The 24617-nt window shown below is 69.1% G+C and carries 13 protein-coding genes; 5 read left to right on the top strand and 8 right to left on the bottom strand.

Annotation, left to right across the window (positions count from 1 at the left end; genetic code table 11):
* Window positions 1–63: 63 nt before the first annotated feature.
* Entirely contained in the window at window positions 64–1320 is a 1257-nt protein-coding gene (locus AB0C02_RS15605; RefSeq protein WP_357548645.1) for a hypothetical protein, read from the bottom strand.
* 81 nt (window positions 1321–1401) lie between these two features.
* Window positions 1402–2598 (bottom strand): glycosyltransferase, encoded by a 1197-nt coding sequence (locus tag AB0C02_RS15600; RefSeq protein ID WP_357548644.1) that lies wholly within the window; start codon window positions 2596–2598, stop codon window positions 1402–1404.
* 284 nt (window positions 2599–2882) lie between these two features.
* Between AB0C02_RS15600 and AB0C02_RS15595 the strand changes: the two genes are divergently transcribed.
* Entirely contained in the window at window positions 2883–3797 is a 915-nt protein-coding gene (locus AB0C02_RS15595) for an NAD(+)/NADH kinase (RefSeq protein ID WP_357548770.1), read from the top strand.
* A gap of 45 nt (window positions 3798–3842) precedes the next feature.
* Here AB0C02_RS15595 and pgm read toward each other — a convergent pair whose 3' ends face one another.
* From pgm to AB0C02_RS15580, 3 genes are all read right to left on the bottom strand, one after another.
* Window positions 3843–5486 carry a phosphoglucomutase (alpha-D-glucose-1,6-bisphosphate-dependent) gene (gene pgm / locus AB0C02_RS15590; protein WP_357548643.1) on the bottom strand — a complete coding sequence of 548 codons (1644 nt, stop codon included), beginning with the start codon at window positions 5484–5486 and terminating at the stop codon, window positions 3843–3845.
* Window positions 5487–5511: 25 nt separating this feature from the next.
* Complete coding sequence (gene glgC, locus AB0C02_RS15585) at window positions 5512–6744, bottom strand: glucose-1-phosphate adenylyltransferase (RefSeq protein WP_357548642.1); 1233 nt, start codon at window positions 6742–6744, stop codon at window positions 5512–5514.
* Between the two features lie 85 nt (window positions 6745–6829).
* Window positions 6830–8287, bottom strand: coding sequence for a transposase (locus AB0C02_RS15580; RefSeq protein WP_357548641.1), 1458 nt, complete (start codon window positions 8285–8287; stop codon window positions 6830–6832).
* Window positions 8288–8346: 59 nt separating this feature from the next.
* Here AB0C02_RS15580 and glgA point away from each other — a divergent pair, with 59 nt between their 5' ends.
* From glgA to glgB, 3 genes are all read left to right on the top strand, one after another.
* Entirely contained in the window at window positions 8347–9546 is a 1200-nt protein-coding gene (gene glgA, locus AB0C02_RS15575; protein WP_357548640.1) for a glycogen synthase, read from the top strand.
* A 614-nt stretch (window positions 9547–10160) separates the two neighbouring features.
* Entirely contained in the window at window positions 10161–12182 is a 2022-nt protein-coding gene (locus AB0C02_RS15570; protein ID WP_357548639.1) for an alpha-1,4-glucan--maltose-1-phosphate maltosyltransferase, read from the top strand.
* A complete protein-coding gene (gene glgB, locus AB0C02_RS15565) occupies window positions 12170–14278 on the top strand; it encodes a 1,4-alpha-glucan branching protein GlgB (RefSeq protein ID WP_357548638.1) in 2109 nt (702 codons plus the stop codon). Before AB0C02_RS15570 ends, glgB begins: the two co-directional genes overlap by 13 nt.
* On the opposite strand, the gene AB0C02_RS15560 is transcribed toward glgB, so the two are convergent.
* From AB0C02_RS15560 to AB0C02_RS15550, 3 genes are read right to left on the bottom strand one after another with little or no spacing between them, the layout of a single operon-like run.
* Entirely contained in the window at window positions 14271–14675 is a 405-nt protein-coding gene (locus tag AB0C02_RS15560; protein ID WP_357548637.1) for a hypothetical protein, read from the bottom strand. The genes glgB and AB0C02_RS15560 overlap by 8 nt on opposite strands.
* A gap of 60 nt (window positions 14676–14735) precedes the next feature.
* Window positions 14736–15317 (bottom strand): DUF6346 domain-containing protein, encoded by a 582-nt coding sequence (locus tag AB0C02_RS15555; RefSeq protein WP_357548636.1) that lies wholly within the window; start codon window positions 15315–15317, stop codon window positions 14736–14738.
* A gap of 29 nt (window positions 15318–15346) precedes the next feature.
* Entirely contained in the window at window positions 15347–21934 is a 6588-nt protein-coding gene (locus tag AB0C02_RS15550; protein WP_357548635.1) for an RHS repeat-associated core domain-containing protein, read from the bottom strand.
* 278 nt (window positions 21935–22212) lie between these two features.
* Here AB0C02_RS15550 and AB0C02_RS15545 point away from each other — a divergent pair.
* The coding region (locus AB0C02_RS15545; protein ID WP_357548634.1) for a hypothetical protein at window positions 22213–24617 on the top strand (2405 nt) is incomplete at its 3' end.

Genomic DNA, 24617 nt, shown 5'->3' with positions numbered 1-24617 from the left:
TGCGGTGCCGGCCGGCCGGGCCGCGTGGGAAGCGAGCACGGGGCCTCGCCGATGTCTGCGCCGTCATGTCCAGGACCGGTGGACCGGCACCTTGTCCGGCACCGCGGCCTTGACCCGGCGCCTGATCAGGTAGATCAGCAGCAGGACCGGCGACGCGGCGACCGAGTACTGGAGGAACCCGATCATGGCGTCCGGATAGGCGCTGGTCCAGAGGAGCGGTCCGCCGATCACGAGCGCGAATAGGCTCAGTCGGACCGGGCCGGGTGCGCGCCCGACACGCAGCAGGACGCTGGCCAGGATCGCCCAGCTGGTGTAGAAGAGCATCACCCCCCACCAACCCTCAAGGAAGTAGACCGTGCCCAGCGTGAGGAAGCTGTATGCGGACGTCGACGAACCGCCGAGGTACATGTTGATGGTGTTGCCGATCGATATCGGGGCGCGATCGGCGTCGAACAGGCGGGGCACCAGCCCGTAGCGAACCACGTCGGCGAGACCCGGCTGGTCCAGGTCGACCGGGACGTCGAACTCGTCGGCCAGGGTCACCTGCCGGTCGAAGCGAAGCCGATCGCCGGCCGTCACGTCCTGCGCGACCTGTACGCCGCCGTCGACCCGGACCTCGTTCCGTACGGTGTAGAGGGTCGGCCAGGCGAGGAAGAGGGCCGCCATCATGATGACGGCGAAGCGGGGTCGGATCACGCCGCAGATGGCTGTGACGGCGACGATGAACGACAGGTACGAGATCAGCGGCTCGGATTTCGCGGTCAGCAGGACGAGGATCACCTGGGCGGCGACGAGGGCGGCTGCCCAGAGCAGGAAGGCGTAGCGGCCGACGAAGCCTCCGACGAAACTCGCCACCAGCAGGGCGAGCGCGAGATACCGCCAGCCCGTGAACAGGGACGTGGCCAGGGCCAGACGGGATTGCGCCACCTCTCCCGTGATCTGGGTGAAGATGGTGCCCCGGCCCTCGGACGCGCCGACAAGATCAGCCACGATGCTGCCGACCGTGACCAGCCGGGCGATCAGAAAGAGCCGGGGATGCCTGGCATTGGCCTCCGCCAGGCCGCGCTGCCACTGGCCACGCCGGTTCATCCTGCCCCGGAACACCGTCTCCACGACGACTGTGCCGCTCAAAGCCAGCCCTAGCAGCATGAAGATGAAGCCGATGCGGGGGTTGTGGTACAGCACCGCCATCGGGACGACCAGGATGGCGTAGGGTGCCAGGACGACGGCGCTGACCGGATAGAACTCGAGCAGCCAAATCAGCCGGGAGGCGCGCGGGCGCCCCTCCCGCGCGCCGGTCCGCCTGCCGGCGGGGTCCACCGCCGTTACCGTCACCGCAGGCCGCCCGGCAAACTTCCCGATCCCGACGTGGCGACACCGCTCATCCGCCGTCGGCTCACGTCAACCCCTCAGCTCGGCACCCGCGGGGGCCTGCGCTGCGGCCGGGACACGTGGCGGCCGCGTGGCGAGGAGTTCGTCGTACGTTTCGAGGATGGCACGGGCGGCGACCTCGGTGGAGAACTCTTCGACGGCCCGTTCCCGACCACGTCGGCCGGCTCGGCCACCCGCTCCGCGCAGCAGTTCCCTGGTCCGCGTCGCCACTGCGGCGGGCACCGCGTCAGCCGGTTCCAGCGGCACCAGGCAGCCGGTCACCCCGTCGACCACAACCTCAAGCGCGCCGGCGCTGGCGGTAGAGACGACCGGGAGCCCACAGGCCATCGCCTCGATCGTCGAGAGGCCAAGCCCCTCCTCGTATGAGGTCTGCAGGAAAACCGACGCGCCCTGGTACAGCCCGACGAGGTCGGCAGGGGATACGTCGGGCCGGACCTCGATCCGGTCCCCCAAACCGAGCGCCGTGATCCGCGAGGCGAGTTCTTCCGGCAACGTCCCGCTGCCGGCCAACACCAGATCGGGTACGCCGAGATCCGCCTTGACGAGCAGGGCGTACGCGTCGACCAGGCGGTCCAACCCCTTGCGCGGATCAGCCAGCCGGCACAGCGACAGCAGGTAGCCGTCCCGACGCCAACCGCCGATCGGTGGGGTGAAGAACGAGGTGTCCACACCGGGCGGGGCAAGCACCACCTGTTCCTGTCCTACCGAGCGGACGAAGTCGGCCATGACGGGGTTCTCCACCAGCACGGCGTCGACGTCGCGGAGCGCCGTGCGTTCCAGCCGGGAGACGCCGGCGGCCATCAACTGTCGCCATCGGTCGGCGAGGGTCAGGTGCTGGGCGAAGAAGGCGGCTCGTTCCCAGGCCACCACCGTCGCCGCCTGGAGCACCACCGGCACCCGGAGCCCGGTGACGACCCCGGCCCAGGCCGGTGTCCCGCAGACGACCTGGATGCAGTCGTAACCGCGCAACGCCCGGGAGAGTTCCCGACGCGGCCGGTACCGCATCCATTCGACCTCGACCGCGTTCGCTCCCCAGTGCCAGCCGACCGCGGTGCCCAGGGACATCCGGATGCTCCTGCGCAACCACGTCCAGGGCACGGCCAGTCGCCGACTGGCCGGGTCGATGCTGGCCGTGGCGAGGTCGTGCAGGTCCACCTCGTAGCCGGCCCGGGTCAATGTGTCGTGGAACCAACGGGCCGCCGTCACAACCCCCCCGCAGCCGTCGAGATTGTGGGTAACCAGCGCGACCCGAGGACGCGAACGGGACCTCGAGTAGGGGACGGCCGCGGGTGGGCCCGCCGGTTTCCTTGTCTGTTTCCTCATCTGCCTCATCCAACGGGCCAACGACGTAGCCCGACTTTGGTCGCGAGAAGGCCCTGACCAGGCAAACCTGACAGTCGTCCTTGCCCGCGGCCGGTCGCCGGGCCCTTTCCGTACGCCCGGCGGGTCGGCCGCTCGTGTGGTGAGCTGTACCGGTGGCGGGGTACGTGATGGGTCTGGTGCTGCATCCCAGCCGGGATGTCTCCGCGGTGGTCGAGATCATCGACCGCTGGGCGGCCCGGCACGGCAAGGCACTCATCGTCCGAGCCGAGGACCGGCACCGCGTACCCGCGTCGGTCGAGCCGGTCCCCGCGGCGGAGCTGGCCACGCGGTCGGACGCCCTGATCAGCATCGGCGGGGACGGCACCATGCTGGGAGCGTTGCGCTGCGCAGTGCGAGCCCCGAAGCCGGTGCTCGGGGTGCACCTGGGCCGGCTCGGCTTCCTGGTCGAGGTGGAGCCGCCGGACCTGCCTCCGGCGCTGGATCGGCTGGCCGCGCACGACTACACCGTCGAGTCGCACGCCTGCCTCGCCTGCGACGTCTGCGGGGACGACGTGGTGGCGTTCAACGACGTGGCGCTGGTGCGCCATCCCGGGTCTGGTTTCGTCACGGTGACGCTCGCCGTGGACGGGCAGCGGTACGGCTACTACCGCTGCGACGCGCTGGTGGTGAGCACGCCCACCGGCTCGACGGCGTACAGCTACGCGGCCGGCGGGCCCTTGATCTCGCCGGCCGCGCAGGCCGTGGTGGTGACTCCGTCGGCTCCGATGGCCGGGATCTCCCGCTCGGTGGTGCTCGCGCCGGAGGAGACCTTGCACCTGGAGCTGCGCCCCGGCACCGCGCCGGTGGCGGTGGAGATGGACGGGCTGGTGATCCGGGACGCGGCGGTTGAGGGCGAGGTGCTCATCCGATACGTCCCGAACGCCGGGCAGGTGGTCCGGCTCGATCCACGGCGCCACCAGGAGCGCAACCAGATCAAGCTCAGCCTGCTCGACCTCCCGCTGTTGCCCGAGCAGCTGCGCGAGCTGCTCCCCGATGAGCTGCGCGAACAGCTCAGCCGCCGCGAGCTGTCCCCGCCGCGCTGAGCACCGGCACCGCTGGGCGGGCGTGCTCAGGCCGTGGTGACCGCCTCACACCTGCTTGAGCACCTCGCTCACCAGGGCCTTCGCCTCCTCCTGGATCCGGGCGAGATGCTCCGGGCCCTGGAACGACTCGGCGTAGATCTTGTAGACGTCCTCCGTGCCGGAGGGCCGGGCGGCGAACCAGCCGGACTCGGTGGTCACCTTCAGGCCGCCGATCGGCGCGCCGTTGCCGGGGGCGGTGGTGAGCGTGGCGGTGATCGGCTCGCCGGCCAACTCGGTCGCCGTCACCTGTTCGGGCGACAGCTTCGCCAGGACCGCCTTCTCCTCTCGGGTCGCGGGAGCGTCGAGCCGGGCGTACGCGGGCGCGCCGAAGCGTTCGGCCAGCTCGGCCCAGTGCTGGCTCGGGGTCCGCCCCGTCACAGCGATGATCTCGGCGGCGAGCAGGCAGAGCAGGATGCCGTCCTTGTCGGTGGTCCAGGTGCTCCCGTCCCGGCGCAGGAAGGAGGCGCCGGCGCTCTCCTCGCCGCCGAAGCCGACCACGCCGTCGAGCAGCCCGGGCACGAACCACTTGAAGCCGACCGGCACCTCCAGCAGCGGCTGGCCCAGGTCGGCGGCGACCCGGTCGATCATGGACGAGGAGACCAGGGTCTTGCCGACCGCTGCCAACGGGCCCCACTGCTCCCGGGTACGGAACAGATGGCCGATCGCCACGGCGAGGTAGTGGTTGGGGTTCATCAGGCCGCCGTCGGGGGTGACGATGCCGTGCCGGTCGGCGTCGGCGTCGTTGCCGGTGGAGACCTGGTACTTGTCGCGGGCGGCGATCAGCGAGGCCATCGCGTTCGGCGAGGAGCAGTCCATCCGGATCTTGCCGTCGGAGTCCAGCGTCATGAACCGCCAGGTCGGGTCGACGGTCGGGTTGATCACCGTGAGGTCGAGCCGCTGCCGCTCGGCGATCTCGCCCCAGTAGGCCACGCTCGCCCCGCCCATCGGGTCGGCGCCCACGCGTACGCCGGCGTCCCGGATCGCGGCGATGTCCAGCACGGCCGGCAGGTCGTCGACGTACCGGGCGAGGAAGTCGTACTCCCCGGTGGTGTCGACGGCGCGGGCCCGCGCGTACGGGATGCGCTTCACCTCCTTGAGCCCGGCGGCGAGGATGGCGTTCGCGCGGTCCTGGATCCACTTCGTGACGTCGGTGTCGGCCGGGCCGCCGTGGGTGGGGTTGTACTTGAAACCGCCGTCCTCGGGCGGGTTGTGCGACGGCGTGATCACGATGCCGTCGGCTAGCCCGGTGGCCCGGCCACGGTTGTGGGTGAGGATCGCGTGCGACAGCGCCGGGGTGGGGGTGTAGCCGTCGCGGCTGTCCAGCAGCACGGTCACGTCGTTGGCAGCAAGCACCTCCAGCGCGTCGACCGCCGCCGGGGCGGAGAGCGCGTGGGTGTCCCGGGCGACGAAGAGCGGCCCGTCCAGGCCCTGCTCCCGGCGGTAGTCGCAGAGCGCCTGGGTGACGGCGAGGATGTGGTCGGAGTTGAAGGCGTTGCGCAGGCTGGACCCGCGATGCCCGGAGGTGCCGAAGGAGACCTGCTGCGCCGGGTCGCTCGGATCCGGGTGCTCGGCGTAGTAGGCGGTGACCAGCCGGGGCACGTCGACCAGGTCGGCGGGCTCGGCGGGCTGGCCGGCACGGGGGTGGGCCACGGATCCTCCTCGAAGTGCTGGCGGGTCAGGGCTCGACGCGCTGACCCTTGCCGATGACAACGACGCCGTTGTCGGAGACGGTGTAGCGCTGGCGGTCCTTCTCCAGATCGACGCCGATCTCAGCGCCTTCCGGAACGTAGACGTTCTTGTCCAGGATGGCCCGGCGGACCACCGCGTGCCGGCCGATCTGGACACCTTCCATGAGCACCGCGCCGTCCACGTGTGCCCAGGAGTGGACCTTCACCTTCGGCGAGACGATCGAGTTCTCCACCAGCGAGCCGGAGATCACCGACCCGGGCGAGACCATGGAACCGACCGCGCGGCCGACCCGCTCACCCCAGTCGTGCACGAACTTGGCCGGCGGGTACGACGGCTGGTTGCTGTAGATCGGCCAGTCGAAGTTGTAGAGGTTGAACACCGGGTCGACGTTGATCAGATCCATGTGCGCGTCGTAGAACGAGTCGAGCGTCCCCACGTCCCGCCAGTAGCCGCGGTCCCGGTCGGTGCTGCCCGGGACCGCGTTGTCCTTGAAGTCGTAGACGTTGGCCTCGCCCCGCTCGACCAGCATCGGGATGATGCTGCCGCCCATGTCGTGCTTGCTGGTCTTGTCCTCGGCGTCGCGCTCCACGACCTCGCAGAGCGCCTTCGTGGTGAAGACGTAGTTGCCCATCGAGGCGTAGATCTGATCGGGCGCGTCGGGCAGCCCCACCGCGTCGGTGGGCTTCTCGCGGAACGCGCGGATCCGCCGGCCGTCCGGGCCGACCTCGATCACGCCGAACTGGTCGGCCGTCGACAACGGCTGGCGGATGCCCGCCACGGTGACCGCGGCGCCGGAGGCGATGTGTTCCTCCACCATCTGCCGCGGGTCCATCCGGTAGATGTGGTCGGCGCCGAAGACGATCACGTGGTCGGGTTGCTCGTCGTTGATCAGGTTGAAGCTCTGGTAGATCGCGTCGGCCGAGCCGGCGAACCACCACGGGCCACGGCGCTGCTGCGCCGGCACCGGGGTGACATAGTTGCCGAGCATGGTCGACATCCGCCAGGTCGTGGTGATGTGGCGGTCCAGTGAGTGGGACTTGTACTGGGTCAGCACGACCATCTTGAGATAGCCGGCGTTCGCCAGGTTGGAGAGGACGAAGTCGACCATGCGGTACATCCCCCCGAAGGGGACGGCCGGCTTCGCCCGGTCGGCGGTCAGGGGCATCAGGCGCTTGCCCTCTCCACCGGCCAGGACGATCGCGAGCACCTTGGCAGCCATGCTCAGACGCTATCCATCCCGCCCCGACTTCACCACTCGTACGGATGGACTCCTGCACTACAGCGTGTCTCGATAGTCCGTTGGGTCATGAGACACCGCCCTTCTCGGGCGTCCCTGCCGTCACGGGTGTTCGTGGGGGTGGGGTTCCTCCGTCATCGGGGCTGGTTTCACCGGCGCGTGGGCGTCGGCCAGAGCCGTCCCCTCGGGAGGCGTTGGTGACCGGGCCTCGTACTTCGGGGTCCCGGGTCTGGGCATGGTGTTGCTCGGCCCAGACGGCGAGGTTGACCGCCGCGTTGACGTCCCGGTCCGCCGTATGCCCGCACTCGTCGCAGCAGAAGATGCGCACGGACAACGGTAGTGCCGGGCCGACGGTGCGGCAGGCACTGCACATTCTGGTGGACGGGTACCAGCGGGGCGCCTGGGTGGCCTGCCCGCCCCGCCAGCGTTGTTTGTAGCCGATGATGCGGGCCAGGTCAGCCCAACCCGCGTCCGAGATCGCGGCGGCCAGACGCCGGTTGCGCAGCAGACCGGCGGTGTGCAGGCCTTCCAGAGCCAGCCGGTCGTGAGTCTTGACCAGCCGGTTGGCGACCTTGTGCAAAAAATGGCGACGCACATTCGCAACACGCAGGTGGGCACGAGCCAGCCGGGCGACCGCCTCAGCCCGGTTACGCGAGCCTCGCTGTTTACGGCTGACCTGGCGGGACAGACGCCGAAGCCTCGGCAGGGCAGCCCGCAGCGGACGCGGTGCATCATCGACGCGCAGTACCTGTCGGCCGGTGGTGTCGGCGGCCACGACGAGAGCGGCAAGGCCGCGGTCGACGCCCACCCAACCACCGCCGTCGGCGTCGGGGCGGGCCGGGTGCCGGCGGGCGGGATGCAGGTCCGCCGCCTCCACCGTCACGGTGACGGTCCATCGGCCGGCCCGGCAGGAGACGGTGGCATACCGGATGTGGGCTCGGCCGGCGCGGATCATCCGCCGGAGCCGGCGAGTGTCCTCCCGCACCCTCAGGGTTCCGATCCTCGGCAGACAGACACTCCGAGGCCCCGCCGTCGCATCCCCCACCCGGATACTCGCCCGACCCGCCCTGGTCCTGCAGCGGATCCGGAACGACGGCCGGGTCCGGCCCTTGCGTTTGAATGCCGGGAACCCCACCCGACGACCCGACCGGTTCCCCCGTCGGGAGTCGGCCCACGCGGACAGGGCCCGGCCCAGGTCGACAGCCGCTTCCTCACACACCTGCTGACACACCTGCGCCCGCCACGACAACCCCGTCGCCACGACCTCGACCGAACCAGCCGAGTCGACCACGAAACGGCGACCCGCCCGGGCCGAGTATTTCCACGAGTTGAACGCGTTGATCAGGTCGAAACCCGACCACGGCACCACCACCGACCCGCCCCGATGCTTCGCGTCCAGAGCTTCCTTCACCAGAGCCAGGCACTGGTTGAACGCGAACCGAGCCGCCCCCGCATGACGAGCCAACACCACCACCTGCGACGGCGACGCATCGACCGTGAACCGGAACGCGGTAAACCTCCCCACAGCCCCACAGCATGCCCGCCACCTACGACACTTCCGAACCACGCGCTAGGGTGCGGCTTATGACCGATACCGCACGCCTGCGCGTCGACCTGCTCACCAGGGAGTACCCGCCGGAGGTGTACGGCGGGGCCGGGGTACACGTCGAGTACCTGGCCCGCGAGCTGCGCCGCCTCGCCGACGTACGGGTGCACTGCTTCGGCGCGCCGCGCGACGAGCCCGGGGTCACCGCGTACGCCGAGCCGGCCGAGCTGGCCGGCGCGAACCCGGCGCTGCGGACCATGGGCGTCGACCTGGCGATGGCCGCCGGCAGCGCCGGCGCCGACGTGGTGCACAGCCACACCTGGTACGCCAACCTTGCCGGGCACACCGCGAAGCTGCTGCACGGGGTGCCGCACGTGATCACCGCACACAGCCTGGAGCCGCTGCGGCCGTGGAAGGCCGAGCAGCTCGGCGGCGGCTACGCGCTCTCCTCCTGGTGCGAGCGCACCGCCATGGAGGCCGCCGACGCGGTGATCGCGGTCAGCGCGGGGATGCGGCGGGACGTGCTGATGGCGTACCCGGCGGTGAACCCGGACCGGGTGCACGTGGTCCACAACGGCATCGACACCGCCCAGTACGCCCCGGACCACGGCACCGACGTGCTGGACCGGCTCGGCATCGACCCGTCCCGCCCCAGCGTGGTGTACGTCGGGCGGATCACCCGGCAGAAGGGGCTGCCCTACCTGCTGCGGGCGGCCCGGGAGCTGCCCGCCGACACCCAACTGGTGCTGCTCGCCGGCGCGCCGGACACGCTGGAGATCGCCACCGAGGTGGAGCGGCTGGTGGTCGAGCTGCGGGCCAACCGCTCGGGCGTGGTCTGGGTGGCCGAGATGCTGCCCAAGCACGAGGTGATCCAGGTGCTCACCCACGCCACGATCTTCGTCTGCCCGTCCGTGTACGAGCCGATGGGCATCGTGAACCTGGAGGCGATGGCCTGCGAGACGGCCGTGGTGGCGACCGCCACCGGCGGCATCCCCGAGGTGGTCGCCGACGGCGAGAGCGGGCTGCTGGTGCCGATCGAGCAGGCCGGCGACGGCAGCGGCCGACCGCTGCACCCGGAGCGCTTCGTGGCCGACCTGGCGGGGCGGATCAACGAGCTGCTGGCCGACCCGGCGCGGGTGGCCGAATTCGGCCGCGCCGGGCGGCGGCGGGCTGTCGAGCACTTCTCCTGGGACGCCATCGCCGCGCGCACCCTCGACCTCTACCGCTCCCTGCGGTAAGGAGCCGCCACCGGCCCCGACGGTCGCGGTGGCCCGAGCCAGTAGCTCCTGGATGCCGCCGTCGTCGCCCCGGCTGGCGGCGGCGAGAGCGGCCTGAACCAGCAGCGGTCGAGCGCGTGGCCATTTCGCTACGCCCTCCGAATCCTGGAGGAACGGGGCTGGATCGTCACTCGGCAGGGCAAGGGCTCGTTCGTGGCGCCGGAGCCGCCCGCCTAGCGCGTACGCCGGTTCGGCCAACGGGCGGACACAAGACTGGTGAGCGATATGCCTCTGAGGCATATTCATGACTCTGAGGCATATCGCTCTCAAGGACTCATTCGTGGCACCCCACGCCTCGGCACGATCAACGCCGGCGTCGGGAACCGCGGTAGGCCCAGCAGGACCAACCGCGCTCTCTCCCGGGCCCATTACCCCAAGGTCACGCTCGATCCCGGATGTAGTGGCCTCGGCGCCACTCGGAGACCACTACATCCGGGATCGAGCGCGATCATGCCGTCGGGCGGCAGTGGACAACACGGGTCGGCGGCTGTTTTCGGGGCGGTCTGCTGGCCCCAAGGCATGCCGACCACCAGTTGACCCGAGCGCGAAGCGATCTCGCACAGTAGGTTGAAGCGGTGACCGGACGGTTCCCGATCGAAGACGTCTCCCCCGTCGTCGCCTGCGGTCGCTATCCGGCCAAGGCGGTGGTGGGCGAACTGGTGCCGGTGTCGGCCCGCGCGTACCGGGAGGGCCACGACGCGCTCGGCTGCAACGTGGTCAGGCTGGGCCCGGACGGCGTGGCCCGCCCGTTCACCCGGATGCGCCCCGGCGAGCCCGGCCAGGACCGCTGGCACGCCACCATCCGGCCGGACGCGGTCGGCGAGTGGCGATTCGCCGTCGAGGCGTTCCAGGACCCGTACCTGACCTGGCAGAACGCGGTCACCAAGAAGCTCGCCGCCGGTCAGGGCCCGGCCGAGCTGGCAAACGACCTGGCCGAGGGGGCCCGGGTGCTGGAGGCCGCCCTGGAGCTGGTCCCGACGACCGCCCGGGCGCGGGTCCGGGAGGCGGTGGTCGCGCTGCGCGACAGTGAGCGGGAGCTGCCCCGGCGGGTCGCTCCGGCGCTCGACCTGGCCGGCCTGCTCTGGAAGCATCCGGTCCGGGAGCTGGTCACCACCGGCGACGAGCACCGGCTCTGGGTGGACCGCCCACGGGCGCTCTTCTCCGCCTGGTACGAGTTCTTCCCCCGCTCCGAGGGCGCGATCCCGGCCACCGTTGACGCGCCGGCCCGCTCCGGCACCTTCGCCACCGCGATGGAACGCCTGCCCGGCGTCGCGGCGATGGGCTTCGACGTGCTCTACCTGCCGCCGATCCACCCGATCGGTCGGCTCAACCGCAAGGGCCGCAACAACTCGCTCACCGCCGGGCCGGATGACGTCGGCTCGCCGTGGGCGATCGGCGCCGCCGAGGGCGGCCACGACGCCATCCACCCCGACCTGGGTACGCCGGAGGACTTCCGCGCGTTCATCGCCGCCGCCGCCGACGTCGGGATCGAGGTGGCGATGGACCTGGCGTTGCAGTGCGCGCCGGACCACCCGTGGGTGACCGAGCACCCGGAGTGGTTCACCACCCGGGCCGACGGCAGCATCGCGTACGCGGAGAACCCGCCGAAAAAGTACCAGGACATCTACCCGCTCAACTTCGACAACGACCCCGACGGCATCCGGGCGGAGATTCTGCGGGTGGTGCTGCACTGGGTCGGCGAGGGCATCCGGATCTTCCGGGTGGACAACCCGCACACCAAGCCGGTCGATTTCTGGCACTGGCTGATCTGGGAGGTCAAGAAGGTCGAGCCGGACGTGCTTTTCCTCGCCGAGGCGTTCAGCCGCCCCGCGATGATGCACGGCCTCGGCAAGATCGGCTTTACCCAGTCGTACACCTATTTCACCTGGCGCATGACGGCGGCCGAGATGCGGGCGTACTGCGAGGAGCTTCTCGCGGCGGCCGACTACATGCGGCCCAACTTCTGGCCCACCACCCCGGACATCCTGCCCGAGTCGCTGCAGCACGGCGGCCCGGCGATGTTCAAGATCCGGGCGGTGCTGGCCGCGCTGCTCTCCCCCTCGTGGGGCATGTACGCCGGCTACGAGCTGTTCGAGCACGTCGCCCGCCCCGGCGTCGACGAACACCTGGACAGCGAGAAGTACGAGCTGCGCCCCCGGGACTGGGCCGAGGCCCAGGCGCAGGGCCGCTCGCTCGCCCCGTTCATCGCCACCCTCAACCGGGTACGCCGCGGCAACCCGGCCCTGCACCGGCTGCGCAACCTGCGTTTCCACGACATCGACAACCCGGCGCTGCTCTGCTGGTCCAAGCACGACCCGGACACCGGCAACACGGTGATCGTGATCTGCTCGTTCGACTCTCGGACGGTGCAGTGGGGCAACACCACCCTCGACATGCCGGCGCTCGGCTTCGACTGGCACGACCGGTTCAACGTGTACGACGAGCTGACCGGGGTCAGCTACGACTGGGGGCAGCGCAACGCGGTCCGGCTCGACCCGTACCTGCAACCCGCGCATGTGTTCAACGTGCGGCGGCCCGCCCCGCCGGCCGTACCCGAGCCAGCGACCGTGGAGGACGAGGCACCATGGAGCAGCTGATCACCGGCGAGGCGTACGACCCGCACGCCGTGCTCGGCGCGCACCCCGCCGACGGGCGCACCACCATCCGGGCCCTGCGCCGGGGCGCGGCCGAGGTGGCCGTGCTCGTCGGCGACGAACGGCACCCGACGCAGCGGGTGAACGAGGTCGGCGTCTTCGAGGCCGTGCTGCCCGGCGAGGTGCTCGACTACCGGGTCGAGGTCGACGGCACGGTGCACGACGACCCGTACCGCCACCCGCCCACCCTCGGCGAGCTGGACCTGCACCTCATCGGCGAGGGGCGGCACGAGCGGCTCTGGGAGGCGCTCGGCGCCCGGGTGCTCGACGAGGGGGTAGCGTTCGCCGTCTGGGCGCCCAACGCCCGCGGCGTGCGGGTGGTCGGCGACTTCACAGGCTGGGCGCCGGACGACGGCTGGCCGATGCGCTCGCTCGGCGCCAGCGGGGTGTGGGAGATCTTCGTGCCGGGTGTGCCGGTCGGCGCCCACTACAAGTACCGGATCCTCGGCGCCGACGGGCACTGGCGGGACAAGGCCGACCCCCTGGCTGCGCGCACCGAGGCGCCGCCGGCCACCGCCTCGGTGGTGCACCACTCGACGTACGAGTGGGCCGACGCGGCCTGGTTGGCGCGACGGGCGCGGAGCCGGCCCCACCAGGACCCGATGAGCGTGTACGAGGTACACCTCGGCTCGTGGCGGCCCGGCCTCGGCTACCGGGAACTGGCCGAACAGCTCACCGCGTACGTGACCGAGCTGGGCTTCACCCACGTCGAGTTCCTGCCGGTGATGGAGCACCCGTTCGGCGGCTCCTGGGGCTACCAGGTCACCGGCTACTACGCCCCCACCGCCCGGTTCGGGGACCCGGACGAGTTCCGGCACCTGGTGGACCGGCTGCACGCCGCCGGCATCGGGGTGATCCTCGACTGGGTGCCCGCGCACTTCCCCAAGGACGACTGGGCGCTCGGCCGCTTCGACGGCACCCCGCTGTACGAGCACCCCGACCCGCGCCGCGGCGAGCACCCCGACTGGGGCACGTACGTCTTCGACTTCGGCCGCCGCGAGGTGCGCAACTTCCTGGTCGCCAACGCGCTCTACTGGCTGGCCGAGTTCCACATCGACGGGCTGCGGGTGGACGCGGTCGCCTCGATGCTCTACCTGGACTATTCCCGCCAGGAGGGGCAGTGGGTGCCCAACGTGCACGGCGGCCGGGAGAACCTGGAGGCCATCGCGTTCCTCCAGGAGGTCAACGCCACCGTCTACAAGCACCACCCGGGGGTGGTGATGGTCGCCGAGGAGTCCACCGCCTGGCCCGGCGTCACCCGCCCCACCGGCGAGGGCGGGCTGGGCTTCGGCTTCAAGTGGAACATGGGCTGGATGCACGACACCCTGCTCTACACCTCGAAGGACCCGATCTACCGGCAGTACCACCACCATCAGCTCACCTTCTCCCTGGCGTACGCCTGGAGTGAGAACTACGTGCTGCCGATCAGCCACGACGAGGTGGTGCACGGCAAGGGCTCCCTAGCGGCCAAGATGCCGGGCGACACCTGGCAGCGGCTGGCCAACGTACGGTCGCTGCTGGCGTACATGTGGGCGCACCCCGGCAAGCAACTGCTCTTCATGGGCTGCGAGCTGGCCGACGACCGGGAGTGGAGCGAGGAACGCGGCCTCGACTGGTATCTCCTGCACGACCCGGCGCGGGCCGGCGTGCAACGACTGGTCGGCGACCTGAACCGGATCTACCGGGCCACCCCGGCGCTCTGGGCGCAGGACACCGAACCGGCCGGCTTCCGCTGGATCGTCGGCGACGACGTCGCCCACAACACCGTCGCGTTCGTCCGCATCGCCCCCGACGGCCAGACCCTGGTCTGCGTGGCCAACTTCTCCGCCCTGCCGTTGGAGGGCTACCGGATCGGCCTACCGGCCGGCGGCACCTGGACCGAGGTGCTCAACACCGACGCCCATCATTACGGCGGATCGGGGGTGGGGAACCTGGGCGAGGTGCACGCCGAGAGCGTGCCGTGGCACGGCATGCCGGCCTCAGCGGCGCTGCGCGTGCCGCCGCTCGGCGTCCTCTGGCTGAGCCGGGCGGTCAGTTGACCGCGAACGCAACGAGGCCCGCCACCACCGCGATCACCGCGATCAGGTTGAGAATCATCACCGTCGAGTAGCCGGTCGAGGTCTGTTCCCCCGGCGCGCCGAGGGAGCCACGGGCGAAGGTCACCGAGGGGGCCATGTACTCCAGCGCCAGTTCCTGCTCACCCACGACGGTGATGTCACGCCGCGCCCGGCCCGCCCGCCTCGGCAGGACGTAGGGCACCCAGACCTCGACCCGGTGGCTACCCGGTGTGACCGGAAGCCGGTGCACGCCCCAACCGGTCGACGGTACGTCCACACCGTCGAGCCGGAGGCGAGGCTTCGTGGCCTGATAGAGGAAGGCGGCGGCCGGGTGGCGCAACGTCACCTTCAGCGTGCTCTGGCGGGACGCCTGCCCCATGATTTCCTCCTGATGAATAAGCTGGCCTGCCCGATCCTATGGAAAGGTCGGGCAGCCTGCTCAGGTCCACTTGTTTGACGGCGGGTTGCCGCGAAAACGGAAATACCGGGGCGCGCCGAGGAGCGCCCGGGTCAGGAACATCGCGACCCCGAATCCGCTGAAAAGCGACACCAACCAGCCGAGCCTGACGATCAGCAGCATGCCGAGCCCGAGCCAGCGGCTGGTCGGCCTTCCGTAAGTGCAGTCGGTGAAGTGAATCTTGTCACGGCAACTCTCTCGCAGTTCCACCGCCCGGCCCCGGTCCTCGTGTGTCACGACCGATGGACCGATCCAGGCGTTTCGGACATCGCCATCGGCTGTGATCACCGACGCCTCACATTCCCACCAGTAACCGAAGCCCCGCCGGCTAATCGGGCCAACCCGCTGACAGTCGCCGACGACCGCCCGCACCTGCTGCTCTCCCGGACCCAGGGCACCAGCCCTGCTACCCGGGAGGAGGCTGGCCACGGTCATGGATCCCAGGAAGACAACTACTCCGATCACGGCCAGAAGAGCGGCGAGCCCGACGGATCGCAGGCGATACCCGGCCGGCCCCAGGGCCTGCCAGAGCCGCATCTCGCGGCCCCGGATGTCAGGGTCCATGAGGCCGGAGCCGAGTATCGCCCGGATCACTAGAACATACCTCCGAAATGACCACCGAACCCGGTCACACCATACGAGGGCTGGAACGGATTGTAGTGGACGACGTCATTGAAGGTAGTCGGCGTGAGCGCCCCCGCCGCTCCCGCGCCGACAGCTCCAGGCGAATCGCTGGCTAGCAGCAGGTCCCGCCCGACGTTGCGCGTGAACGTCCTCACACCATCACTTTTGATCTCCTGCCTAATCGCCTGGTACGAGCTCTTGGCGAAGGTGCCGAGATTATTGTTCGGCGTACCGCCGAGGACCTTGCTGATCATCCGGGGCGTTCCTTGGCGCAACGCCCCCAGAGTGTTGATCTCTCCCCAGGCCGTCCTAACGCCAGCGCCACCGGCCTTGAGGGCGCCTCCGGCGCCTGCGCCGAGCACACCGCCTGCGGCACCGAGGAGGGCCCCCTCAGCCGCGGACCGGACCAAGTTCCCGCCACACTCCGATTCGTCTCCACCTTCACACTTGAGGGCTCCGGCGGTCAGATTCGTCACCATTCCGCCGAGCGCGCCACACAATATTGCACCGCTGCCGCCGGTGATGACGGTGCAGGTGGCGCCCACCGCCACGCCGACGATCGCTCCGGTGACATCGGCATGGTCGACAGCCCAGTCGCAGATCTTCGAAAAAAATCCACCCCCGCACCGCTTCGGCTGCGGCTTCGGCTTCGGCTTGGGGCGAGGCGGCGGAACGTACTTGCCTGGCTTGGGCTTCGTGCTCACCTTGTGGTTCTTCTTGCCCCAAGCCACGTTTTTCGTGCTCCCGCAGCCGCCCGAGCATCCCTTGGTGGGGCTGTAGCCGTAGCAGTCGAAGTGCCGGCAGTCTTCCGGGATCAACCCGGTGGGATCGCTGGTGCTCACCGGGGTGTTGTTGGCGTACGAGAAGCCGTTCCACTGCTGGGGATCGCTGGCGTCCTGCAGCGGGTCGACCGAGAGGAAGCGCCCGACAGTCGGGTCGTAGGCGCGGGCGCCGACGATGGTGAGCCCGGTCGGGCTCATCGGCTTGTTGAGGAAGCCGTGGTTGTCGGGTGCCGTGACACTGGCACCCCGCGGAGCGCCGTACGGCGTGTACTGCCGCCAGCTCGGATTCTGCGCGGTGTTGTCTAGGTACAGGGCTGGGGTGCCCTGGTGGTCACCGATGGCGAACGTGTAGTTGGTCCCGCTACCTGTGCGGATACAGGTGTTCCCACCCGGGAGCGCGTAGTAGCGGCTCCCGCCGACCGCGTTCGTAGCCGTGTCGAGTACGAGCTGCTGCCCAGGTAGGTACAGAGTCGCCTTCCCTGGCTCCTTCTGGAGCAGGAGGTTGCCGTCGGCGTCGTAGGTGAAGGTGTTGTTGCCGCTGGTGCCGCCGGTGACGGTGGCGAGATTGCCGGCGTCGTCCCAGGTCAGCGTCTGGTTGCCTTGGGCGGCATTACGGCCGATGGTGTTGCCGGCGTTGTCGTAGGTGTAGCTGGTGGTGCCGGTGGCGCCTCCGGTCTTGGTGGTCGAGGTAAGGGTGTGGGGTTTGTTCTGGCCGTTGCCGTTGTAGGTGTAGTCGGTGGTGATGTTGGTGGCGGCGCCGAGGCCGTGTTCGACCTGTTGGGTGCGGTTGCCGATGGTGTCGATGGTCCAGCTGGTCCAGTAGGCGCTGCCGCCGCCGATGGTGTTGCTGACCATGGTCTTGTTGGTGTCGGTTGGGGTGGTGGTGCAGTTGTCGGTGGCGGTCCAGGCGTTGGTGAGTCGGGCGAGGCCGTCGTAGCCGTAGCACTGGGTTTCGGCGGGGGTGGTGGTCCCGTTCCGTTTGCTGATCTTGCGGGTGATGTTGCCGGCCAGGTCGTACTGGTATTCCTGCTCGTCGACCGTTTTCGGGGTGGTCTTGGATCGGGTGATGAGTTGGTTGGTCAGCCGGCTGGTGTGCGGGTCGTAGGTGTTGGTGACGTAGGCGGCGCTGGTGGCGGTGCCCAGGGTCTGCTGGTTGACCCGCCCCCACGCGTCGTAGGTGACATCGTCGGTGTAGCTGGCCAGGCCGCCGAGGCCGGTGGGCAGGTCGAGCAGGCCGGAGTAGGTGTGCAGTACCGTCTCGGCCGGGAGGCTGCCCTTGGCCGGGTACTTGTCGGTCAGCGGCAGGCCCAGCACCGTCGTGTAGGTGTGGCCGAAGACGTACGAGTCGGCCAGGGCGCCTTCGGTGCTGGGGATGGTGATGGTGACGCCGAGGCTGTTGCCGAAGACGTCGAACGCCTTCTGCTGGCTGGTGTAGGCCTGGCCACCCCGGTAGGCGATCGTGGTCGTCAACTCGCCGATGGCGTTGGTGACCCCGCCGACGGCGTTGCTGTTGTCGTAGATCCAGGCGGCCCGTTTGTTCGCCGTCGACTGGTTGGCCACCGTCGAGGCGTACTCGCCGGTTTTCCGGTCGAGTGCGTCGTAGGTGTAGGACAAGGTCTTGCCCTGCCCGTCGGTGGTCTCGACGAGGTTGCCGTTGGCGTCGTAGGCCATCGTGCTGTTACCGGCATCCGGGTCGGACTTAGCCACCCCCTGGCCGAGCAGGTTGTAGGTCGAGGTCCACACGTTGTTCTTGGCGTCGGTGAGCGTGGACTGGTTGCCGTGCCCGTCGTAGCCATACTTGCTCACGGTGGTCGTGCCGCCGGTGACGGTGAAGGTGCCGGTGAACGTGTCCGCCGGCGTGGTCACCGTCGGGCGGGCCGAGTACTCCCACACCTCGACGCTCCTGCCGAGCGGGTCGGTCAAAACGGTGCTGACGACGCCGCCGGTCGGCGGAACCGTCGTCAGCCGGTCGCCGCCGTAGACGGTGGTTGTCTTCGACACGGTCAGGCCGTCCTTGGCCGCCTCAACGATCACGGCGCGGCCGAGGCCGTCGTAGGTGGTGAAGGTCTGGTTCGGTACCTGCTTCCTCAGGTCCGCCGCCGACACCGGTGCGCTGACCACCGGGGTGGTGGCGGCGTCCCACCAGCCGTTGTACGACGCCCGCACCCAACCCCGGGTGTCGTAAAACGTGTCGGTGATCATCCGCCCGCCCTGCGGGGTGACCGTCTGCGTCTGCCGGGTGCGTAGCAGCGCGTCGAGGATCGCCACCGACGTCTGGTAGCCGGTGGAGTCGTTCATCTTCTGGGTGGTGACCGCGCTGACCCCGGTCTTCGACACGGTGTAGCTGTACTTCTGGTTGGCGGGGCTGCTGGTGGCACGGTTGTCGAACCACACCGCGGTGCTGCGGCCCAGCGCGTCGTACTGCTGACGGGTGACGATCAGGTTCGCGTCCGTGGCGGTCAACGTGCTGCCGCGCCTCGGGTTGATCGTGAAGGCCACGGTCTGGTTCAAAGCGTTGGTCGTCGACGTTCCGGTGACCAGGTTGGCGCTGTTCATCGTGTACGTGGTCTTCGTCAGACCGCCCTTGGCGTCGTACGAGTTGGTCTCCCGCCCGAACGAGTCGTAGCTCGACTTCCCGTCGGTCTGCCAGGTGTAGGCGCCGGAGGTGTGATCCTTGGCGACCTGGGTCATGGTGACGTCGCCCTTGGAGGGGGCGGTGGTCTGCGGGAACGTGGTGGAGAAGGTGGTGTCGTCGTAGAAGTTTCGCTCGACCTTGACCACCTGCGCCGGCCGGTTGACCGTGGCCGGTGCGGTCAACGTGTTCACGCTGCCCGGCACGGACGCCGGGTTACCCTGGGTGAACCCACCGCAGGCCACCGACACGGTCTCGGTCTGGCTGACCAGACCCACCAGGTTCCTGCCCGTGTTGACCGGGGCGAAGGTATAGGTGGTGCACTGATCGAACGCGGTCTTGGTCGGCTCGGTGTCCGTGTAGGTGTAGGTATAGGTGTTCTTCAGCACCCCGAACGTGGCGCTGGCGGTGCTCGCGTCGTAGCTGTTCTCACTCGCCGTGTATCGCCAGGTGGTGCCGCTGCCGCTGGTGACGGCCTGCCGGGCGTGGGTCTTGATCGGCGCGACCCACCGGCCGGTCAACGCCGGCAACCCACTACGGCTACGCGTGGCGGTCGCGGCGGAGACCCAGTACGAGGTGATCGTGGAGGAGTCGATCCGGCCTCCCTCACCGAGATATCCGGTGGTTTCCAATGGCTTGCCGGCTAGTTCGTTGACGTCCTCGTGGTTGCCGCCGGCCGAGTCGGTCAGGTTCACCACGGTGCTGTTGTTGTTCTTGCTCATGCCGCGGTAGTAGACGGTCTCGGACAGGGTCCGCCGATCGTTGACCCCGTCACCGTTGAGGGTCTGGGTCTTGGCGTAGCCACGGAACTGGCCGTAGGTGCGGTACTTGGCCTTTACGACCTCGTTGACGTCGTAGTGCCAGGCCGCTCCGTTGAGGTACTTGTAGCTGGTCGACAACGCCGGCGCTCCGCCGGTCGGGTCGGTCGAGGTGACCCGGGTGACCGCCCACTTGTTGAACCAGTCCTTGTGCTGGTTGGTGTAGCCGTCCGGGGTCCAGAACACCGGGTAGCACGACTTGGTGTTCGTCGCCGGGTCCGTCGTGACCGGTGCGGTGCACGGGTTGGGCAGCTCGTAGCTGGGGGAGATGACCGAGCCGGTCTCGGTGGTGATCGCCGAGATCCGCTGCCGGTAGAAGTTCGGCAGACCGCCGGCGGTGTCCACCCGGTTGGCCAGCTTGATCCCGGAGAAGGAGACGGACGGCAGGGAGATCGCCGAGCTGGACCCACCCGCGCTCGTGTCATGCCCGGTACGGGTGATCGAGTTCAGCCACAACGTCGGTGACGTGCCGTCCCCGGTGGCGGGCATCGTATGCGCAAGGGCGTACGAGTCGACCTTCTCGTACTGGGAGGCGGCCGTGTTGTACTGCTGCGCCTCGATGCCGGTGAGCCGGACCGTGGAGAAGAACGACGGGCTCCACGAGGTGCAGGTGGCGCCGGAGTTGCAGATCAGGTCGAACGGCACATCCGGCCAGTTGGCCTTGTTCGCCGAGTTCAACGGCTGACACGTCCCCGACACACACCGGTCACCGGTGTTGAACACCACCCGGTTCGGCACCGTCCCGTAGGCGTTACCGTCAGTGAAGCCGTAATCGATCCGGGACAGGTAGCTGTCCCGCACGTAGGAAACGTTCGAGGCGCCCTTGTTCCGGCCGTAGTAGTTGGTGTCCTGCTTGTAGTAGTACGCCATCGCGTTACCGTGCGTGTCGTACACGTAATCCAGGTTCCACCGGTACGCCATCGTGCACACCGACGAGGAGAACCCCGCCGACTTGTAACACGGGTCCGTCGCATGCGGTGAATACACCGGCACCGTGTCCACCGAGTTCGTCTCGGTCTTGCCCGACGTCCATCCCGGCAGCCGGTTACGACCGAACTCGTACCTGGTGCCGTCGCGCAGCGTGACCCGCCAGTAGTCGGTGTTGTAGGCGTCCGACCCGTTGTTCGCGTTCTCGACGTGAGTGATCACCTCGCCGTTGTCCGACTCCGGCTTCCACACCTCCTTCGTCGCATCCCACACCAGCGACGTCGACGAACCATTCAACGACAACGTCAGAATCGGCCCGTCGTAACAGTGGTCGGACGTCTTCACCGGCGACGGGCTGCCACCCGGGTCATCCTGGCACGACACGAACGTCTGCTCGACGTAGGAACGGGCGGTCGACCAGCCGTCACCCACCCACGACGACTGCGCGTTCGTCGAGGCCGTCTGCCCGTCCACACTGCCCGAGTCATACGACAACGCGACCGTCGGCACCAGGTCCGACGCCGCCGGCGGCACGGTGATCGGGTACGAGTAGGTGAACGATCCGGTGCTGCCGCCCCCGCTCCAGGAACCCGACGGCTTCAGATCCGTCGCGGCGTAGGTGCCACCCTCACCGCCTTCATCCCCCGCCGTGGCGGTGACCGCCAGCACGGTCAGGCTGCTGGAGGTGAGCTCGTTGGCGGCCTGCGAGGTCGACATCGGCACCTCGGCGGACACGGTCCGCGCGGCCGGGTCGTTCGTCGACGCCAACGGCGTCACGGTCCGACAACTCGCCAGCCCGGGCGTGGTCAACGCACACGCCGGCAACTCCACGAGCCGCAGCCGGGAGCCGTAGTTACCGCCGTACGCCTCCGCGAACGCGTCGTAGTCGACCCCGACGCGCACCGCGCCCGACGCCGCATCCGGGATCACCGACAGCAACACACCGTCCACCCCGGCCGCCTGCGCCGCCTGCCGATCGGCGACAGTGACCGTCAGCCGGCCCGGGCCCGCGGACCGGCCGTCCTTGCCCGCGACCGGCTGCGCCCAGACCGGCGTACCTGCCGCCCGAGCCCTGCCCGTCTCCCCCACCGACCGCGCACCCTCCGCCGCTGCGGCCAATTCCACAGTCGACTTCGTCGCCTTCGGCCATGCCGTCCGTGTCGGCTTGTACGACGTCTTCGCGTCACTCTGCGGGGTGACGAACCTCGTCGGCAACGGCTTGACGCCCTTGACCGATCGTCCCGGCGACACCGGAGGCGCCTTCGCCGCCTCGTCACCCGCTGGTTTCGCCGACGCCGGCGTACCCGACAACAAGCCCGCCACCAACGACGTCGCCGCGGCCACTGCGACGATCCGCTTGGGACGGGTCCACAGGCGTATGCCCCCGTGCTCGACCATCCGACCTCACCTCTGCGAGATTCAAGGAAAACCACGCAGAGTGATTGGTTGCGCACCCCCGTGGCGCGAACAATCTTTCACGTTGATCGCCATCGAAGGTCACGGAGAGATAACGATCGGTGGAGCCGCGGCGGATCATATGGGTGGCAGATAGTGCGGAAAGGACAACCAGGCGTGACGTCCGGCGTTCCGTGTGGACGGTTTGGCTGCTTCACTGTGGCCGCTCAGCGGACGCCGACCCGGCGTCCGGCGGACACACACGGGGGAGGTACCTCACCATGTCCAAAAACAGCCCTCCGCAGCAGACCACTCGGAGGAGAACAACCGCCGCCAGCATCGCGGCCAGTGTCCTCCTGGCCACCACGGCCAGCACCCTGCCCACCGCACCGGCCGCCGCCGGACCCACCACACCCACGGCCCCGAAGGCGGCCAGCGGCCCGCTCACCGTCGACCAGGCCCTCGACCAGGCCCGACGAACCCGCAAACCGGTCGAGGCCACCGCGGCGGGCACGTCCACGTCGACCGTCACGGCCCGCCCAGACGGCACCGTCGAGTTGACCCAGTCCGCCGTGCCGACACGCACCCGCGTCAACGGCGAGTGGAAGAACCTCGACCCCACCCTGATACGTCAGGCCGACGGCGGCATCACGGGCACGGTGACCACGAATCAGGTCCGACTCTCCCCCGGCGGCACCGGCCCCCTCGCCGAGCTGACCAGCGGCGACCGTGCGTTGTCCGTGACCGCTCCCATGGCCCTTCCGGCACCGACCCTGTCCGGGTCGACCGCCACCTACCCCGACGTCCTACCCGGCGTCGACCTCACCGTCCGGATCACCAGCGAAGGCGGCTTCTCCCACGTCTTCGTGGTCAAGAATCGCGCCGCCGCAGCCAACCCGAAGCTGGCGGAACTGGACCTGGCCACCACCGGTAAGGACGTCACGCTCAGGAGCGACTCGGCCGGGAACATCACCGGCGTTGACCGCACCGGCCAGACGGTGATCAACGCCCCAGCCCCCACCATGTGGGACTCCGGCGCGGCAATGGAGGACGCCTCTACGCCAGCCGGCCGGGGGACACTGTCGAACACGGTGGAACCGGATCGAGCGGCGCGGACCGCCCGCATCGGGGTACAGATCGACGGCGGGAAGCTGCGCCTCACCCCCGACCGGAAACTGCTCACCGACACCGCGACCACGTTCCCGGTCTACATCGACCCCACGTTCAACTGGACACCGGTCGGCCCGAAGATGTCCGGCTGGGCCAGCATCTCCTACCAGCACCCGTCAACGAACTACTGGAAGAACACCCCGGACCCGGCCGGGCGGATGCAGGTCGGCAACTCCGGCAGCCAACGCTCCAACACCCTCATCAACTTCCCCATCCCCTACAGCACCCTCGCCGACGCCGAAATCTACGACGCCATCTTCAAAATCACCAACACCTACTCCTGGTCCTGCACCGCAAAAACCCTCAACATCTACGGCCCCAACACGACCCTGTCCTCGTCCAACGCCACCTGGAACTACTGGGTAGGCGTCAACACGGGACCCGTGATCGCCTCGAAGAGCTTCGCCCACGGCTACAACAGCAGCTGCGACGCCGCCGCCGAATCCTTCGACATCCGCGACCAGATCATCGCCGACGTAAACAACAGCCGCCCCACCCGCACCCTGTGGATGGTCGCCGCCAACGAAGCCACCGACACCCAGAACTGGAAGAAATTCCTCGAAACCAGCCCCACCCTCACCATCCGCTACAACCACAAACCCAACAAACCCACCGGCCTGACCACCTCCCCCAAGACGGCCTGCGCCGGTGGCAGCACCGTCGGTGACGGCACCGTCTCCCTCTACGCCCCCGTCTCCGACCCCAACGGCGGCACCCTCGGCGTCACCTTCAAACTCTGGAAAACCAGCGACAACACCCAGACCGCCATCGCCTCATCCGACCCGAACCTGCTCACCTACACCTCCGGCAGCACCGCGGTCCTCGTCGTCGGCGTCGACAAACTCCGTGCTGCCGCCAATGGAGCACGCACCAACTTCTCCTGGAAAGCCCAAGCCACCGACTTCCGCACCCCCAGCGACTGGTCCGACACCTGCAAATTCGACTTCGACCCCACCCGACCCGGCGCACCATCAGTCCGCACCCCCGCCGACGGCACCACCACGATCGGTCGACCGGCGAGCTTCACCATCACCAAGGGAACCAGCAGCACCATCCCCAGCGGCTACGTCTACCAGCTGAACGCCGGCCCGCCCGTCGAGGTCACCGCCGACTCCGCCGGGTCCGCGACGATCGCCGTGTCCCCGACCCGCGTCACGAACACCCTCACTGTCACCAGCCTCTCCGCCGGCGGCAACTTCGGCGACAGCGCCAGCATCACCTTCAACGCCGACCCCGCCGCCCTCGCCGCCGACGGGGATCTCACCGGCGACGGCGTCCCCGATTTGCTCACCGTCGGCAAAACCAACGGAATCCCGTCGGGGTTGTGGCTGGCTGCAGGCAAGGGCAGCGTTGGAATCGACCGGGTTGGCTCGAACGTCGGGGCCCGCGGCAACGGGGTCACCGGCCAGAACTCCCCCAGCGACTTCGACGGCGCCCAAGCCATCACCGGCCACTTCACCGGCACCGGCCTACAAGACGTCCTCGTCTACTACCCCGGCGGCACCAACCCCGGCGC

Origin of the sequence: Micromonospora sp. NPDC048999 (assembly GCF_040649295.1) — a bacterium.
Classification (GTDB): domain Bacteria; phylum Actinomycetota; class Actinomycetes; order Mycobacteriales; family Micromonosporaceae; genus Micromonospora.
Note: the sequence above shows the minus strand (reverse complement) of the source record. Positions and strands in the feature narration are given on the sequence as shown.

Bases quoted from the DNA above. Each gene is read 5' to 3' on its own strand.
- AB0C02_RS15595 (WP_357548770.1), top strand. From the start codon at position 2,883: ATGGGTCTGGTGCTGCATCCCAGCCGGGATGTCTCCGCGGTGGTCGAG.
- glgC (WP_357548642.1), bottom strand. From the start codon at position 6,744: ATGGCTGCCAAGGTGCTCGCGATCGTCCTGGCCGGTGGAGAGGGCAAG.
- glgA (WP_357548640.1), top strand. From the start codon at position 8,347: ATGACCGATACCGCACGCCTGCGCGTCGACCTGCTCACCAGGGAGTAC.
- glgB (WP_357548638.1), top strand. From the start codon at position 12,170: ATGGAGCAGCTGATCACCGGCGAGGCGTACGACCCGCACGCCGTGCTC.
- AB0C02_RS15560 (WP_357548637.1), bottom strand. From the start codon at position 14,675: ATGGGGCAGGCGTCCCGCCAGAGCACGCTGAAGGTGACGTTGCGCCAC.
- AB0C02_RS15555 (WP_357548636.1), bottom strand. From the start codon at position 15,317: ATGGACCCTGACATCCGGGGCCGCGAGATGCGGCTCTGGCAGGCCCTG.
- AB0C02_RS15550 (WP_357548635.1), bottom strand. From the start codon at position 21,934: ATGGTCGAGCACGGGGGCATACGCCTGTGGACCCGTCCCAAGCGGATC.